Annotated in this window: 16 protein-coding genes; 6 read left to right on the top strand and 10 right to left on the bottom strand. The window is 40.4% G+C overall.

Going from position 1 to position 17,451, the window contains the following annotated elements; genetic code table 11:
• Position 1: 1 nt before the first annotated feature.
• Complete coding sequence (locus AC1RRY_RS13345; RefSeq protein ID WP_492820000.1) at positions 2-799, top strand: amidohydrolase; 798 nt, start codon at positions 2-4, stop codon at positions 797-799.
• On the opposite strand, the gene AC1RRY_RS13350 is transcribed toward AC1RRY_RS13345, so the two are convergent.
• From AC1RRY_RS13350 to AC1RRY_RS13380, 7 genes are all read right to left on the bottom strand, one after another.
• Entirely contained in the window at positions 800-1,522 is a 723-nt protein-coding gene (locus tag AC1RRY_RS13350; RefSeq protein ID WP_492819998.1) for a hypothetical protein, read from the bottom strand.
• 51 nt (positions 1,523-1,573) lie between these two features.
• Positions 1,574-2,005 carry a DUF2141 domain-containing protein gene (locus tag AC1RRY_RS13355; protein WP_492819996.1) on the bottom strand — a complete coding sequence of 144 codons (432 nt, stop codon included), beginning with the start codon at positions 2,003-2,005 and terminating at the stop codon, positions 1,574-1,576.
• 165 nt (positions 2,006-2,170) lie between these two features.
• A complete protein-coding gene (locus tag AC1RRY_RS13360; protein WP_492819994.1) occupies positions 2,171-3,022 on the bottom strand; it encodes a LytR/AlgR family response regulator transcription factor in 852 nt (283 codons plus the stop codon).
• On the bottom strand, positions 3,022-3,642 hold the full coding sequence (locus AC1RRY_RS13365) for a rhomboid family intramembrane serine protease (RefSeq protein ID WP_492819992.1): 621 nt from the start codon (positions 3,640-3,642) through the stop codon (positions 3,022-3,024). Before AC1RRY_RS13365 ends, AC1RRY_RS13360 begins: the two co-directional genes overlap by 1 nt.
• A gap of 6 nt (positions 3,643-3,648) precedes the next feature.
• Complete coding sequence (locus tag AC1RRY_RS13370; RefSeq protein ID WP_492819990.1) at positions 3,649-4,623, bottom strand: polyprenyl synthetase family protein; 975 nt, start codon at positions 4,621-4,623, stop codon at positions 3,649-3,651.
• A gap of 97 nt (positions 4,624-4,720) precedes the next feature.
• Positions 4,721-7,528, bottom strand: a complete 2,808-nt coding sequence (locus tag AC1RRY_RS13375; RefSeq protein ID WP_492819988.1) for a response regulator — start codon at positions 7,526-7,528, stop codon at positions 4,721-4,723.
• Between the two features lie 505 nt (positions 7,529-8,033).
• The gene (locus tag AC1RRY_RS13380; RefSeq protein WP_492819986.1) at positions 8,034-8,744 is read right to left on the bottom strand and encodes a hypothetical protein; all 711 of its coding nucleotides are present in this window, start codon (positions 8,742-8,744) and stop codon (positions 8,034-8,036) included.
• 353 nt (positions 8,745-9,097) lie between these two features.
• Between AC1RRY_RS13380 and ubiE the strand changes: the two genes are divergently transcribed.
• The 5 genes from ubiE (at position 9,098) to serA (ending at position 13,497) form a co-directional block, all read left to right on the top strand.
• Positions 9,098-9,826, top strand: coding sequence for a bifunctional demethylmenaquinone methyltransferase/2-methoxy-6-polyprenyl-1,4-benzoquinol methylase UbiE (ubiE, locus tag AC1RRY_RS13385; protein WP_492819984.1), 729 nt, complete (start codon positions 9,098-9,100; stop codon positions 9,824-9,826).
• Positions 9,827-9,867: 41 nt separating this feature from the next.
• Positions 9,868-10,641 carry a type IX secretion/gliding motility protein PorT/SprT gene (gene porT, locus AC1RRY_RS13390; RefSeq protein ID WP_492819983.1) on the top strand — a complete coding sequence of 258 codons (774 nt, stop codon included), beginning with the start codon at positions 9,868-9,870 and terminating at the stop codon, positions 10,639-10,641.
• A 3-nt stretch (positions 10,642-10,644) separates the two neighbouring features.
• Positions 10,645-10,854 carry a membrane protein insertion efficiency factor YidD gene (gene yidD, locus AC1RRY_RS13395; RefSeq protein WP_492819981.1) on the top strand — a complete coding sequence of 70 codons (210 nt, stop codon included), beginning with the start codon at positions 10,645-10,647 and terminating at the stop codon, positions 10,852-10,854.
• Positions 10,855-11,017: 163 nt separating this feature from the next.
• Positions 11,018-11,548: a DinB family protein gene (locus AC1RRY_RS13400; RefSeq protein ID WP_492819979.1), complete on the top strand. Its 531-nt coding sequence runs from the start codon at positions 11,018-11,020 to the stop codon at positions 11,546-11,548.
• 59 nt (positions 11,549-11,607) lie between these two features.
• Positions 11,608-13,497: a phosphoglycerate dehydrogenase gene (serA, locus tag AC1RRY_RS13405; RefSeq protein ID WP_492819977.1), complete on the top strand. Its 1,890-nt coding sequence runs from the start codon at positions 11,608-11,610 to the stop codon at positions 13,495-13,497.
• Between the two features lie 119 nt (positions 13,498-13,616).
• On the opposite strand, the gene AC1RRY_RS13410 is transcribed toward serA, so the two are convergent.
• From AC1RRY_RS13410 to AC1RRY_RS13420, 3 genes are all read right to left on the bottom strand, one after another.
• Positions 13,617-14,783 carry a glycoside hydrolase family 88 protein gene (locus AC1RRY_RS13410; RefSeq protein ID WP_492819975.1) on the bottom strand — a complete coding sequence of 389 codons (1,167 nt, stop codon included), beginning with the start codon at positions 14,781-14,783 and terminating at the stop codon, positions 13,617-13,619.
• A 251-nt stretch (positions 14,784-15,034) separates the two neighbouring features.
• Positions 15,035-15,670 (bottom strand): gluconate 2-dehydrogenase subunit 3 family protein, encoded by a 636-nt coding sequence (locus AC1RRY_RS13415; protein ID WP_492819973.1) that lies wholly within the window; start codon positions 15,668-15,670, stop codon positions 15,035-15,037.
• 15 nt (positions 15,671-15,685) lie between these two features.
• Positions 15,686-17,434 (bottom strand): GMC oxidoreductase, encoded by a 1,749-nt coding sequence (locus AC1RRY_RS13420; protein ID WP_492819971.1) that lies wholly within the window; start codon positions 17,432-17,434, stop codon positions 15,686-15,688.
• Between the last annotated feature and the right edge of the window lie 17 nt (positions 17,435-17,451).

A 17,451-nucleotide genomic window follows, 5' to 3' on the forward strand; every position in this document is an offset into this window, starting at 1 on the left:
GATGGCCGAACCGACTTCTTCTCTTCAGGATTTAAACGTGACGCTCGTACAAACCAATTTGTACTGGGAAGATGCCACCGCCAACAGAGCCATGTTGGAAGAGAAGATTTTCGGCATTTCCAGCCCTACAGATCTGATTATTCTGCCTGAAATGTTTACTACAGGCTTCTCCATGAATCCGGCTAAGGTGGCAGAGCCGATGAATCTGTATACTACCCGCTGGATGCAACAGATGGCCGCTCAAACAGGTGCCGTAATAACGGGCAGCGTAGTCATAAAAGATCAGAACAACTATTATAATCGCCTGCTTTGGGTTAGCCCTGACGGAAAAGTGGAATCTTATGACAAGCGCCATCTTTTCAGAATGGGTAATGAACACGAGATTTATGCCGGTGGAACTCAAAGGCTTATCAAGGAACTTAAAGGCTGGAAAATCTGTCCGCTTATCTGTTATGATCTCCGTTTTCCGGTCTGGAGCCGCAATACTGACCTTGCTTATGACCTGCTCATTTATGTAGCTAACTGGCCGCAGATACGCATGCACCCCTGGGATTCGCTGCTGGTAGCGCGTGCCATTGAAAATCAAAGCTATGTAGTGGGTGTAAACCGTACAGGCCTTGATGGCAACAATATGTCTCATGCAGGCCATTCGGCTGTTATTGATTTTACCGGTAAAGTACTGTTTCGGGAGGTTGACCGAGAAGTAGTTCATCAACACACCCTCAATAAAGCTGTTTTAGACGAATTCCGTCGGAATTTCCCGGCTTATCTTGATGCCGATAATTTCGAAATCCTTTAATCAGGCTTCCTGCAAAACCGGTTTTGGCATTTTTACATTAAACTTCATTTTATACTTCTTCAGAATTCGGGCTGCAACTATACCGACAACCACACCCGGCAATATCCATATCATAATAAATACAAATGCTGGTGTATTCTGTGGCAAATATCTTGGCACTATATTTACAAAAAAGGCAATTAAAGCAGCAGAATAGGCGCCCATCATTTTACCCCCATGTCCTAAAAACCAGTGCATTTTTTCTGGTTTCTGGTAACCCAGATATATTTTTAAATCGCCATAAGCATTTATCAGGCACACAACCCCAAAAACAGCAAATAAGATGGCCATACCATTCAACCCCTGTAGATTCAAAAATCCATACGCTGAATAACCCATCATTACTATTCCACACAGACCTACTCCCCAGGCGGCAATCCAATCAATCAATTTCGGATTGATGGCTTTTTTCATGCTTAACAGTCGTTTTCCCGAAAAATTAGGATAAAAGCTGATGATACCTATGGTAAGAAAAAACTGATACTTCAATTGCGACGGGTAGATAGCAAAGAATATAATGGTGGTGATGAATACGCCCATCATGGCCCAATAAAAGATTATACCGCTCATGTTGTGCACTTTTTTTCCTTTTTCGGCTATCATGGCTATTAATCCGGTCAGCAGAGATAAAAAACCGCAGATTACGTGTATCACCAGAAAGAAATTGAAAATTAGCTTTTCCATAGTTTTGTCAATATCAGAGATGAAAGAATAGTAAGGGCACTATACTGATTATCAGAATGCCATCAGTCCTACGGCAATCACTTTGTTTTCGTTTACGTCAAAGGCACATTGCTCAAAATTCGGCGGCCCCATCAGCATGGTCACGTTCGAAAAACCGAAAGGTTCAGCAGGTATTTCGCCGTTCATATCCAGTTGCTTGTTGTCGTTCAGGTCCTGATATAGTACTATGGCATATTTGCCTTCGAGTATATTCTCAAATTTCAAAGAGACTTCACCCGTAGGTGTTACTTCGGCTATGGCAGATTTCATACCTCCTCTCGGAAAACTATTGGCATCGTTGGTGATAGACGCATACACTTTGCCCTGGCGTAACTGAATGCCGTTCACCACTACGGTAACCGTGTATTTGTTTTGTGCGAAAGAGAAAGCAGAAATAAAACCAAGAATAATTGAAAGAGCGAAGGTTCTGACTAGATTTTTCATTTGTATAATTGATTTACGTTCGTGTTTTTGATGACACAAATGTATATCAGCCCGCCCGTAATGGTCAAATGAAAGGGTTGGTTATCAAGGCTTTGGGTTGTTTGACAAAGCGGTGGGAAGAACGGCATGCTTTAGGGAAGAATCACAAAGCAAACGATTGAGCAATCATTTCAGCCTCTCGACTATTTCTGAATACTTGCGGGCAACAGGAACCGCGCTGTCGAGCGATTGAAGATGCAATTTATACCCCTGCGCATTGCCTGTCACTTTTTCGACCTTATCCAGGTTGACAATATATGATCGATGACAACGAACAACAGAGGGTTGATTGATCTGGCTTTCCAGCCGGGTAAGGCTGCTTCTGATTAATTCTTTATGAAGTGTATTAGACTCCTGATAGACAACAGTAGAGTAATTATCAGACGACTCTATGAAAAGTAAATCATTCGTGTTTAATTCCAGTATATCTTTTTCATTTTCAGCAATCAGCTTTAAGGTCCGTTCTATTTTTCCTTCTGCCGAAACAGGATTGCCCGCATGCACCATAATGGTCTGGTTATACTTTTTCAGCTGATAGATGTAGTTCGACATCACACCGAACGAAATGGGGATAAGGCCTATCAGGGCCACAATAAAAAACATGACAAGAAAACCCAGCAGCGAAAGCGGAATGTAACTGAAAAAATATTTGGAATACAACATATTGGCACATGTAATGAGCAACAGCAAAAGGAGTATATCTGCTATCTCTTTCCATACTACCCAGTGTTGTTCATTAAAAACCTTTGGAAAAAGCGAGGGCAATAAGAAACGATGAATGGCCGTACAAACACTTACAATAGCCCCAAAACCTGCAAACACCCATACTTTGGCCGGATGCTCCCATTCATTGAGGCCGAAAGGCTGAAAAATCAAAAAAAACAAAGCAACCCCACCCCCTTCTACCAGACACATCCAGAAACGGTTGCGTATTGATTTTCGATGATAAGGATACGGCTGCTGTAATATTTTAAACATCACTGAAAAGTATGGGCAATCTTTTGGAAAAACACCTGAACTATTGACGGAAATGACAGAATGACGAATATAACACCCCATAAAGCGCCCCACATGTGTGCAGTATGGCCAATGTTATCATACTGTTTTTGAGCCATGTATCGGGAATATAACAGGTATAAAATACCGAATATCCATGCAGGAATGATTGGAGGAAGTGGAATAAAGCCCATTTTAGCCGTAGGCTCGAACATAATAAACGCAAAAACAACAGATGCTACCCCACCTGATGCTCCTAAAGCATTATAGCCCGAATTGTTCTTTTTACTGAAGGTATCAGGCAGATTGGCTACAATGATACCCGACAAATATAAGAGTAAATATAAAAGGGTAGCTTTTGCGCCGAAAATACTCCGGAAATAAGCTTCTACACCTTCGCCGAAAATATATAAACTGAACATATTAAAAAATAGATGGCCGAAGTCGCCATGAAGAAAGCCGGAGGTAAGTAATCGCCACCATTCGTTGCGTCGGTGTACAGTATAAGGATTCAGTATATACTGGTACATTAAACGACTGTTATTAAATGCTGCAATGCTCACAACCGCAGTAATAATAATGATAATAATTGTTATAGACATCGTGTTTTAGTTTTCGCGTTCAATCAGATTTTGTATCAGCTGAAGCAATGGTTGTTTTTTTTCTGCCGGAGCATTTAATTTCTCTAAATCGCTAAGCCCTTTGGTAAAATATTCGTTCATTCTGGCTTCAGCCATTTGCTTTATTTTCAACTTATCATAGATAAAAGTAACAGCCTTTACCTTTTCAGCTCTATCAAAATCAGTAACTGAAAGCCATTGATTTAGTTCCTTTTCTTCGGGTTTGCCTTTGGCCTGGGCAAGTGCTTCTATCAGTAAAAGCGTTTTCTTGTTTTCTATAATGTCACCCCCCACCTGTTTCCCAAATTTGCTGGGGTCGCCGTATACATCAAGGATGTCATCTTTCAGCTGAAAACCAATACCTACGTTAGTGCCTATTTCAAAAAGCAATTTTGTATTGGCCTCGTCTGCCTTGGCAATTATTCCTCCCAACTCCAGGGCAAAACCCAGTAAAACAGAAGTTTTCTGCCTGATCATCTCTATATACTCTTCTTCTGTTACATCTTTACGGACGGCAAAGTTCATATCCTGTTGCTGGCCTTCACACACTTCGGCAGCCGTACGATTAAATCTTCTGATCACCTGTTTGAAAATATCATCTTCTACGGTTGTCATTAATTCATAAGCACAGATCAACATCACATCACCAGAGAGAATCGCCACATTCGGGTTCCATTTCTCGTGAACTGTTGGTTTTCCTCGTCGCAATGGAGCTGCATCCATTATGTCGTCATGCATCAGGGTGAAGTTATGAAAAACTTCTACTCCAATAGCCGGTTTAACTGCCGCCTGCCAGTTATCCGAGAATATATCCGTGGCCAAAACTGTAAGCAAAGGGCGAATCCGTTTTCCCCCAAGCGACATCAGATATTCGATGGGTTGGTATAATTCTATCGGATTTTCGCCGTATTCTATGCGGCCGATCTCGCTTTCAATTGCACTAAAAAAATCTTCTAAAGGCATCTGTTCATTAACAAGTGAGCAACAAAATAAAAAAAACTTGGCAACACTACCAAGTTTATGTTTTATGGTAAACGCCTGCACCGGTAAAGCTGCCGTTTCAGGGTTTACCTAAGAAGCGTTGAATAACTTTTACAATCGTATCTTTCACAAATGGTTTAGTGATATAATCGTCCATTCCTGCTTCCAGACATTTCTCCTTTTCTCCCTTAACTGTTCCGGCTGTTAAGGCAATAATCGGCACTCTGTTCTTGTTTTTTTCCATTCCGCGTATCTCTTGTGTGGCTTCCAGGCCATTCATTTCGGGCATCTGCATATCCATAAAAATAATATCAGGCTGCTCTGCTTGGAAAATATCAACAGCCAGCTTTCCATTTTCGGCTTCCAAAATACGCCCGTTCGGAAAAACCGATTTAAAGATGGTCCGGGCAAACAACATATTTACTTTGTTGTCTTCTACAATCAGAATGGTCAGGTATCTTTGGTCTGTGTATTGCGCAGGTTTCGGGGCTTCTGCTTTTTGAATCTCTTCCATAGACTTGGTGGCAATTTTCGACATCGCCTCAAACACTTTCTGCATTATCACCGGTTTCACCAATCGCTGCCTGATTTGCAGTTTCTCAGATTCTGAATTGATGTATTCATGATTATGAGAACTGTAAATCAACATTACGGGTAGTTTGTCAGCGCTGAATTCAGGTTTTTGTCTTAAAATACGAACGGTATCGAGCCCGTCAAGAAACGGCATGTGGTAATCAATAATCAACAGATCAAACTTTTCCCCGCTTTCCAATATATCTATTACCTCCTGTCCGTTTTCTACTTCTTCATAGGCAATGTTCCGTAGGTCAAGCATGCTCTTCAACAGCGAGCGGTTGGTTTTATTGTCATCGGCAATTAATACCCGTTTAAATATTTCGAGATTTTCCCATTCATCCGTTTCTCCTGTTTCCGACTTCAATTTAAGGTCGAAATAAAACGAAGTTCCTTTGTTGATTACACTCTCTACATTCAGCTTGCTTTGCATTAACGCCAGCAGCTTGTTAGAAATCGTCAGCCCCAGACCAGTACCTCCGAATTTACGGGTAGTGGAGGAGTCCTCCTGTGAAAATGCCTGGAATATCCGCTCCTGATTCTCAGGAGCAATGCCAATTCCGGTATCTTTTACTATAAATCTGAATGTATTGCTGTTGCTCTTCACATTGCCTGAAATCTCTACCTTTAATTCTATCTCTCCCGTTTCTGTAAATTTTACGGCATTGCTCAGCAAATTGACCAGAATCTGTTTTAATCGTACTACATCTACCCAAATATACTTGGGTACATTTACCGGAATATTCAATAACACTTCCAGATTCTTCTGACTTGCCTGAAAGGTAATGATATCGGTAACCTGAGTCATCATCTCATGTATGTTAGTTTTCGCTATCACAATTTCAAGTTTACCCGCTTCAATTTTTGAGAAATCGAGTATATCATTAATAATATCAAGCAAAGTATTAGCCGACTGAAAAACGGTAGACATATACTGCTGTTGGGTGTTGTCCAATCTGGTTTTCATCAGCAGGTCTGTAAACCCGATTACACCGTTCAGAGGCGTTCTGATTTCATGACTCATATTGGCCAGAAACTCCGATTTTGCCTTGGCGGCCTGCTCTGCTTCTTCGCGCGCTCTACGAAACGAAAACACAAATCGATATGATAGAATAAGCACCTGAAAGAAAATAAACCCGAAATATCCAAAAAACAGATAGTAGGATGAAGACTGGATATAACCAAAGTAGCCCAGAATATTCAGTGCTACCGCCATACCAATGGAAGACATACTGAGCAAGGCAAAAATCGCCCCTTTTCGCTTTCGTATAAATGCTATCAGCGATTTGTAAAAATTATACGTTACAAAAAAGAGAATAATAAAAAAGAATGCCTGCGATATAAAGGTAATGATGTAAATAGGCGCAAGAATGAGCACTGCAATATAAAACAGACAGATATACCCTATCAGATCTATGATAAAATCTTTCCCGACATACAATGCCTTTAAAAACTTAGCAAATAAGTAAATACAGAAGAAAATAGTAAAATATTCGAAGAAGAAGGTAATCCTGAAATCAATATTCGGGAATTTCTGGTTGAGGTAATAAATTTTATCGACTCCTATTAACCTATATATATAACATAAACAGTACAGGGCAAAGTAAATCACGACCGGGTCTTTTTGCCCCAGAAAATACAAACCGAAGAAAATAAGAGACACCATCAGGAGTATTCCGGTCAGAATCAGCACAATTGAGAGTTCGGTAATCCAGAAGTCTTCCAGATACTGATTGCTACCCAGAACAATCGGTTGGGAAAAACCGCCTCTATAATGGTCGAAATTCGATACCTGCATTACCAGTTGCAGGGTATCAGACTGAGCAAGATACAGCTTCTTTATCGGCATCCAGTATGGCTTATAGGTTTCCTTGCTGGTTCCTACCACCCCGTTTTGTGTGAACTCCTGACCGTTAATCCATAATTTATAACTAGAATAAGCTGCCGGTACAAAAAAAGAAATCTGAGGATTTGTTTTATGATCAATATAGACTTTTAATGCATAGGTAGCATAACCAAATGCTTTAAAAGGCTTCCCCAATTTTTCATGGTTATTCCAGATGGTTGTTTGCGGTACGTAATAATCGGGTTTAAGACCTGCTACCTCGCCGGGTTGAAGTAATTTATTCCAGTAAAAAGCCCATTCACCCGATAAATCGATGTGATTATCGGTATTGCTAAAATCAATTTTTCTTAAATCCAACTCACCGTCTTTAAGTGACTGCGCAAAAGATATTGAAATCCCTGCCAACAGGAAAATCCCTGTCAGTATTAATGCAAAGCATCTTTTAGCATTCCATAAAAGTTTTATCATGTATCAGTGTAATCGTTTTGCAGGCTTTTCTATGTATTCCGGCCAATTAATCTACAGAAAAACCGTAAATACCAATTGTCTGTTACTTGCCAGGATTCTTCCTGTTTCGTTGCGAGATTTTCTGTCGTCCAGGAATATCACACCCCAATTTATAAAAAAATATAATAGCAACAAGTGTGCCTAAAACTCTGCTTCAATCTGCAAATTTCACTGCAATACATCTATATTTTTTACAATAACTGATTAAACGGCGACATTACACGACTATTAAAGTTTAATTGTCTCCATTTTTTAGCTAGCAGAAGGTAATTACAATGAAAAAGGCCCGATAAGAAAACTTATGGGCCTTTTAAAAATCGTTATTTAATTACCGAAAAACATGTATCTCAAATTCTTATAAGCTATCGCTTCATAAATTGCGATTGCATTTTGACTTTAGTCGTAGCGGCTTTAAGTTGAGAACAAACCCCGGAAACGGCTCATGAAGCCTTTCCAGATAAAATACTTACTGAGCTGCAGGTGTTACTTCTTTTAAATCTACTTTCACACCGGTATAATAAAGTGTAGTTGTAGCTTCAAAGCCTGAATCTGTACCGATAATTACCCAAAGGTTACCGTTAGCATCTGATTTACCAGTAAATTCACCGGTTCTTTTTATTAGCTTGTACTTGCTTTCAGTAGTACCGTTGGCAATGTTACCAATCACTTTCATGTCATCGCCACTAGTAGCTTGTTGCATTTTCTTGATGTTCATATCATAATGCTTGGTAGTAGTATTAGCTACTTTCTTTGGTTCTACAGATGTAAGACCAATACCTACGTACACGCTTTCGGCCGGAGAACCGCCAACACCTACTGAGCCGTCCGGAGCATTAGAAGCAAATTCAATTTCAAAAGTACCTTTGTACGACTGATTGGCTTTCGGAACGGTCATTTTCTTGGTAAGGAACATAAACAAGTCATCGCTGTGATTATTCCCTGAAATCCGGAATCCTTTTTTCAGTGTGTCTAACGGAGCCGGTAATTTGGCATCTTTTTTAGTCGCCAATTCATAGAAAGTTTCCTCTCCCACCGGATAATCTGCAAAATCTGCACTCCAACCTTGCGTTGTAACATTAAACTGGTCGTTTAACGACAGTTGTGGGGTGGTGGTTTCTTCTTTTGAACAAGAGAACAAAATAGCTGCCGAAACAACACTTAAAATGATTTTTTTCATAAATTTCTATTTGATTTGTTTGCTATATTGATTCGGTTTAAAAAAATATGGTTGGAATCTGCAGCCAAGAATTATTTTGAAAAGGGCTTATCTGACTGAAAATCAGATAAATAAAAAATTAAAAAAAATTACGAAATTTCTTTCAGTTCCAACAATGACCCTATTCGTATAGTGTACTTTTTTATCTTGTTTCAGGACTTTCTGCAGGCTTATTTCCGGCAGTATTCGTATATAGATTATCTCAAATAATTTACTGTACAGGCCGTATTTATCGACCTAAAATCTATCTAATGTGGAATTGTGATTGTAACTTTGCTGTTTGTAATTGTAACAATGATTTTGCCGATTGAAATATGGTTGTACCTTATAAAGAAAAAGAACAGGGAAAGCGTGAGCAAATAGCAGAGATGTTTGATAACATTTCGCCAAAATATGACTTTCTGAATCGTTTATTGAGTGTAGGCATTGATGTATGGTGGCGTAAAAAAGCTATTTCAATGTTGCGCGTGGCTCAGCCAAAGTTGATTCTGGATATTGCTACAGGTACTGGTGACCTGGCCATTGAGGCAGCAAAACAATTAAAGCCCGAAAAAGTAATCGGTGTTGATATTTCGGAAGGAATGCTGGCTATGGGCCGTGAGAAGATGAAAAAAATCGGCATGGATGACGTAATAGAACTCAGAAGCGGCGACTCGGAGAAATTACTGTTCGACAACAATACTTTTGATGCCGTCATCGTTTCATTTGGAGTAAGGAACTTTGAAAATCTGGAGAAAGGGCTTACCGACATGTATCGTGTAACAAAAGAGGGAGGCACTTGTCTGATCATAGAATTTTCAAAGCCTAAAACACCTGTTATCAAGCAATTATATTGGTTCTATAATTCTACTATTGTACCCTTAATCGGGAAAATAATTTCTAAAGACAAAGCAGCTTACAGTTATCTGCCCGAGTCGGTCAAGGCATTTCCTGAAGGAGAAGACTTTCTTCGGGTATTTGAGAGAGCGGGCTATTCTGATACCAAAAGTGTGCCTCTTACTTTCGGCATTTGTACGGTCTATATTGGTAAGAAAAAGGCCTGACATTGCCATCGGATTATGGATGATTCCTTTTCTTATATTGAATGAAAAATTTTAAGGTACTCTTTTCACTTTATCTAACCACTACTTTACGAAAAACTTTCCTGTCAGGGGCGGTTTATCTGGTTATCTCCGTTCTTTCGGTGCAGGCTTTGCATGCACAGCAGAATAGACGACTTTATCAGCAGGATTATGATGCGAAAACGGTAAAATTCGGATATTTTATTGGTATACCTTATACCAACTACAATGTAAAATTCAATAATTACTTCGTTAATCAGGACAATTACTATTCTATTACTTCACCGGGCGCCTTAGGTATAAAAATTGGTGGCCTGGCCAATATACGATTGAACGATTACTTCGATTTCCGGATTTTGCCTACAGTAGCCCTTTATGGAAGAAAACTTGAGTACCGTTATGTAGATACGGACTCAACAGACCCAGATAACCTACTGGGCGAAAGAAAAGAAACACGCGAAAGTGCCTGGTTTGAGTTACCCGTGATGCTGAAATACAAGTCAGAACGCCGTGGTAACGTGCGCATGTATATTTTTGGAGGGCTTCGCTATGGTATTGAAACCAATACCGTTAATAGAAAAAGTCGCCAGCAATTTAGCACTAAAACAAGCGATTTATGCATAGAATACGGCACCGGGATTGAGATTTTCAGAGAATATTTCAAGTTTTCGCCCGAACTCCATTTTTCACATGGCATAGCAAATCTGATCAATCCGGCTACTTCGCGAGGAACAGCCATAGCAGGGATAGACCGCCTTACAACGCACACCGTTACCCTATATTTTTTATTCGAATAAGCCATGAAGTACATCGCCATTTTTCTGGTCCGACTCTATCAGGCAGGCATTTCGCCCTGGTTTCCTGCTTCCTGTCGTTATACTCCCACGTGCTCTCAGTACTCGGTTGAAGCATTCCAGAAATATGGTTTTTTTAAGGGCTTGCTCCTTACCGTCAAGCGTATAGGTCGTTGTCATCCCTGGGGTGGCCACGGATATGATCCGGTTCCCTGAAAATTGTTATATTTGCATTCTTCTTCATCAACTATTGATATTTTGTATTATATCAAGAAAAACCTTGATAATTTATTTATTTATTGAAAATCAATAGCTTAGCTCATTTTTGCTTCTGAAATAGTCTGTAAATTTGAGCCTGCAACAAAACCTCCCTAAAGTAATGACTCTCGAAGAGCGGCAGTTTCCGATTGGCAAGTGGAAACCAGAACAGTTTTATTCTGATGAAGAAATAGCTCAGAACATCAGCATTATTGAGCATTATCCGGCTAAGTATGCCGCGTTGACGGAAAGCCTCTCTGCAGAAGAACTGGCAAGGTCATATCGGGAAGGTGCATGGAATATCCATAAGGTGGTAGTGCATGTTTCAGACATGCACATTTTACATTTTGCCCGTTTTAAACAGGCGCTATGTGAGGATAACCCACAGGGATTCGGCCCCAATATTAATGGTTGGGCCAATAATCCGGAGGTACCGAGTATACCATTGGCCGATGCACTGTTGCTATTGGAGGCAACACATAAACGATGGACACATTTGTTGAAAACGATGACATCCGGTGACTTCAGCAGAAGCTTTTTCCATGTAGGGCGCCAGATTAACGTGACTTTGGCTCAGGCCTTACACATGGGAGCCTGGCACTGTGTGCATCATCTGGAACATATCAAAATTGCGTTGGAGAATCCGCAGTAATTCTTTTACGCTTAATCAGAATTTAACATCATTACCTATTCTTTAGAGAATCTTAATTCATGAGCAATCCTTATTTTATTATAGATTTCGACAGCACCTTTACGAAAGTAGAAGGACTGGACGAACTAGCCAATATAGCCTTAACCGGTAATGCCAATCAGGAAAAAATTGTTGGGGAGATCAGAAAACTGACCGAAATGGGCATGAATGGTGAGATTTCTTTCGGCGAAGCCCTGAGCAGAAGAATTGAACTGTTGAGCGCTAACCGCAGCCATATTGAAAAACTGATTGATTTTCTGCACACTAAAGTATCAGATTCTTTTCAAAGAAATGGGAAATTTCTTCGTGAATATGCTGATAACATATTGATTTTATCCGGCGGCTTCAAAGAATTTATCGTACCTGTTGTAACAGCTATGGGTCTGCGAGAAGCCAACGTCTATGCCAATAGTTTTATATTTGATGAAGAAGGAAACATTATCGGTGTTGACAATGATAACGTATTAGCTCACGCCAACGGTAAGGTAAATTTGCTGCGTTCGTTGAATCTGGAGGGTGATATCTATGCCATTGGTGACGGCTATACCGACTATGAATTGAGAGCCTCGGGCTTAGCTAACCGGTTTTATGCGTTTACTGAAAACGTAGAACGTGAAAAAGTAATTGCTATTGCCGACCACATAGTGCCCTCACTTGACGAATTTTTGTACCTGAATAAGCTGCCCCGCAGCCAGTCTTATCCGAAAAGCCGTATCAAAGTACTTTTACTGGAAAATGTGCATCCGGTAGCGATAGAATCTTTCAGATTCGAAGGTTTCGATGTAGAATTCCACAAAGGAGCAATGGACGAAGCCGAACTGGCTGAAAAAATTAAGGGGGTTTCTATTCTGGGATTACGCTCAAAAACCAACGTCACCAAAAAAGTACTCGAAAATGCAGATAAACTGATGATTATCGGTGCTTTTTGTATCGGCACCAATCAGGTTGACTTAAAAGATTGCACCGAACGGGGCATTGCCGTTTTCAACGCACCCTACAGCAATACCCGCTCGGTTGTTGAGCTGGCTGTTGGCGAAATGATTATGCTGATCCGTAACATCTTCGAGAAAAGCATTGGCATGCACGCCGGCAAATGGGATAAGTCTGCCAATAACAGCTTTGAGGTACGAGGTAAAAAACTAGGTTTAATAGGTTACGGTCATATAGGCACGCAGTTATCGGTTATTGGTGAGGCGCTGGGTATGGAGGTATACTTTTATGATATTGTAGATAAAATGCCTATCGGTAACGCTAAAAAATGCCGTTCCTTAGAAGAAGTGCTGCGAGTAGCAGATGTAGTGAGTATGCATATTGACGGACGTAAGGACAACACCAATATTTTTGGCAAGCGTGAGTTTGAACTGATGAAACACGGGGTTATATTCCTGAACCTTGCCCGCGGCCATGTAGTAGATGTACCTGCGCTGGTAGAAGCTATTAAAGAAGGCAAAGTAGCCGGTGCCGGGGTAGATGTGTTTCCGTACGAACCGAAAACCAATAACGAAGAGTTTATCAATGAATTACGGGGTTTACCAAATGTAATACTGACCCCGCATATAGGCGGCAGCACCGAAGAAGCCCAGGAGAGCATCGGGCACTACGTACCTGAACGCTTGCTGGAGTTCATGAATAACGGTAGCACAACCGGCAGTGTCAACTTCCCTGAGTTGCAATTACCACTTTTGAAAGACTCACATCGTTTGTTGCACATCCATAAGAATGTGCCGGGTATTCTGGCTAAAATCAACAATATTTTTGCCAAACACGCCATTAACATCAATGGTCAGTACCTGAAAACGAACGAAAAAATAGGTTATGTGATTATGGATATCGACAAAGGATATACTGACGAGTTCATCCAAGAGATTAAGGATATTGAAGAGACGATACGGTTCAGGATGTTGTATTAAGAGCTATTTCCTTACTATTTTAATCAATGATATAAATGAGAAAAGTCCTATTAATAGGACTTTTCTCGTTTATATCATTTTGTATATCATGCTTATTAAATATTAGTACTACAGGATACTCAGGTCTTTGAAAGAATGGATAACAATACTCCCTGGACTAACTCAGACTTCGTTTTTTTAGTGGCATATCGATTTATATAAAATGTATCGCCGGAGCAGTTTACAGCAAAGCCTTCTTTATTCACCGAGAGTTTTAATATACTTTCAAGAAGAGTACGATCCAACGGCTTACCACTTAGTATTTCAGCATGATACATCATAAACGTAACCGATGAATCAATCATTACATCGTTAGTATGTCCGACAAATTGTGACCAATAGCTATTACTAATCCTTAAATCTGCAAGTTTATTGCTAATGCCTTCAAATGTTTCTTTAAATAATGAATAAACTGGATTGCTGCCGGGTGTTGTATATTTAAGTGCATAAGCCGCACCAGTCATGAACCACCCTATCCCTCTGCCCCAGTTTGTCGGGCCAAGTCTAAATTGATTATTGAGATCGAATGCATGAAAAGGCAATGCATTTTCTTTATCAAAGCCTTTATCAATATAGAATTCAAGCTGCCTGTTGGCTAGTTCAATCAATTCTTCTTTGCCTGAGAAACTACCGTAAGCATACAAAAACGGACAAATCATTCCCAAAGTATCCACAAATAGAACATTAGTATTCGCCCGATAAAGGATTAATCCCTCTGAATTAATAAATTGCCTCATTCCCTTTTCGATATGAGCTAATGCCTTCAGATATTTGTCCTCCTTTTCAATCTGGTACATTTTTAACAAGACCAAACCAAATAATGCCTGGTCTACTTTATCAAACTTAAATTTAAGGTTTCCGGTATCATCAATAACTTTAGATACCTGCTCTTTAATTGAGCTAAAAATGGTATTATCTTTATTTTTATCATATATATCCAGCAGGCCGTTCATTAAAAATGCTCTGGGGAAATTAAAATACGCATATACCCTTTTCTTGCCTCTGAGCTTACTCTTAATTCTTGATAAAAAAATGTAAAAGCTTTGTTTTTCAGAAAAAGACATATAGACTTTCTTTGAAGTAAGCATCTTTAGCCCGGCGTTAATTATCGGCGTCCTTATATCATCCAAAGTTTGGAACGCAATCATCTTTTCATGACTTATCTTACCCTTAACTACTGGTAAAATAAGAAAATAAAAATTGATGATGAGTAATAAAAGGCAGATAACTAATAATAGGGTAGTCATTTTATAATAATGCTAAACACAGTAAGTTTTCTCGACAAGATAGTAAAACTACTCTAAGAAATCATTTAAACCAGCCAACTACTTTAAATGTTCATTAATACCTATTATATAAACTTCAATTTCTGACACATTTAATTTCAGGCTTTTACTTCTAAACAATCTCAATAACAACATAGCCCACCTCTGGAAGAGGCAGGCTATGATACTTAATCCGGTATTTTCAAAATTTTTCCTTACCCGATGAATTTTACTTATCCATCCTGCTTGTCATAAAGCGGATCGTATTTCAGACCGTATTTATCTAATACATCCTGCGGTACGCCTTTCCAGTCGTTAGGAGTATTCCCCATGTAGCCCAGGTCATCAAAACCCATACGAGTTGTATAAAAGCCAGTAACTGTCAGATTTCGGATTTGTGAGAAAAAAGACGCACCTTGACTGTATTCCGGTTTTACATCGTCCGGGTAGGCTATATCTTCTATTATCTCAATACGCTGTGCCGGGGTAATTAGCGCAAAAGATTTGCCGAATCGTTTGCCGCTTTGGTTATCCAACCATTTCAAACCACCTCTGATAGGTGTCTGATATTGCGGCATATCTTTTACGATAAATTCGATAAAAGCAGGTACACCAGCTTGCGTAGCGCTACCCGATTTGCTATCTGCCGGAATAATAATATCTACTAATATGGCAATAGTGGCTAATTCTGATACCGTCAGGAATTTATCAGCCATTATCTTTTTATCTCTCTCTATTTCTTCCGGAATACGTGCCGGAGTAGTCTTAAACGGCTTCGGGTCTGGTGCAGCTACTAGCTCGGTAGTAGGTAAAACAGCCATTCCCAACGAGCTCAATGAAAGTGCTTTTAGTGTATCTCTACGTTTCATGTCTTGAAAATGGTTTTAAATGGTTTTTGCTTTTCTCTGCTCAATGATATAATCAGAAGTACGCCACGAGCTTGCAAGGATAGTCCACGTAACGTTTTTATCACCTTGAGATACAAACGGAGCTGCATCAACCACAAACAGGTTTTTCACATCATGCGCTTGTTGCCAGCCATTCAGAGCCGATTTTTTAGGGTCATTACCCATACGAACGGTTCCTACTTCGTGGATAATTTCACCCGGCTGAGCTAAACCGTAATTATTGCTTGCATCAGGTTTTTTACCCATCGGAATTCCACCCATTGCGTGGATAATCTGCTCGAAAGTATCCTGCATGTGCTTGGCCTGTTTGACTTCGTTTTCGCTCCATTTGTAGTGGTAACGCAACGTTGGTATACCATATTTATCTACACCATTAGGGTCAATCTCACAATAGTTTGACTCCAACGGAATAGGCTCTCCACGACCTGCCATACCGATATAAGCACCATATGTAAGACGGATATCTTCTTTCAGGCGTGAACCATAGCCCCCCGCTTTTCTCTTATTACCGTTTTTATCAGGGAAAAGTCCGTTTACACGTTCAATGCCACCGCCAAAGCCAAAGCCCGGCATGCCCATACCGCCACCATATTCAATATGATAACCACGCGGGAAATCTAATTTGCTGTTATCTACCCACCAAGGTGTAAATACGTGCATACCGCCTACGCCATCTTCATTGTAGCGTTTACGATCCATCAAAGCAGGAATAAATGCCGAACGGCTGGCACCTGTTGAGTCGTTCAGGTATTTACCGATAACGCCACTTTCGTTAGCTATACCTCTCTGGAATCTTGACGATTTAGAGTTAAGCATAATACGGGCAGTTTCACACGTACTGGCAGCTAAAATGACAATTTTGCCTTTTATCTGGTATTCTTTCAGATCAAGTTTATTTACATAAGAAACGCCTGTAGAAAGACCTGTATTAGGGTCTGTCAACACTTCTCTTACCATCGCGTTGTTAATCAATGTAAGGTTTCCTGTTTTAGCCGCAGGAATACATAATACTGACGAAGACGAGAAATCTGCATAGGCCTGACAAGCTCTACCACATTGCGCACAATAGAAACAGGCACCGCGTGAATCATTGATAGGCTTGGTAAGCATGGCCATACGTGATGGAATAACGGGGATACCAATACCAGTTGCCGCTTTCTTCAACATCAACTCGTGCAGACGTGGTTTTGGAGGAGGCAAGAAAATACCATCCGGTTCGTTACGGATACCTTCTTTTGTACCAAACAAACCGATTAATCTATCTACTTTATCGTAATAAGGTGCGTAATCCTCATAGCTGGTAGGCCAGTCGTCACCGATACCAGTCATAGAGCCTCTGCGGAAGTCGTCCGGACCGAAGCGCATCGAGATACGCCCCCAGTGGTTGGTTCTACCACCAAGCATTCTTGAGCGGAACCAACGGAATTGAGTGCCCGGCATAGCAGTATAAGGCTCACCTTCAATATCCCAACCGCCCCAGGCTGCATCAAAATCTCCGAATGGACGAGTGCGCGTGCTGGCACCACGACGAGGAGATTCCCAAGGATTTTTTAACTGAGTGATGTATTTAGGATCTGCGGGGTCGAAGTATCCACCCGCTTCTAGCAAGCAAACCTTTGCACCGGCTTTAGTAAGCTGATAAGCGGCCATACCACCACCAGCACCTGAGCCCACAATAACAACATCATAGACTTTGGGCTGCTCTTTAATTTCAAACAGGTTCATGTTTATCTGGTCGTAAA

Source organism: Emticicia sp. GW821-FHT11C11, assembly GCF_058808615.1.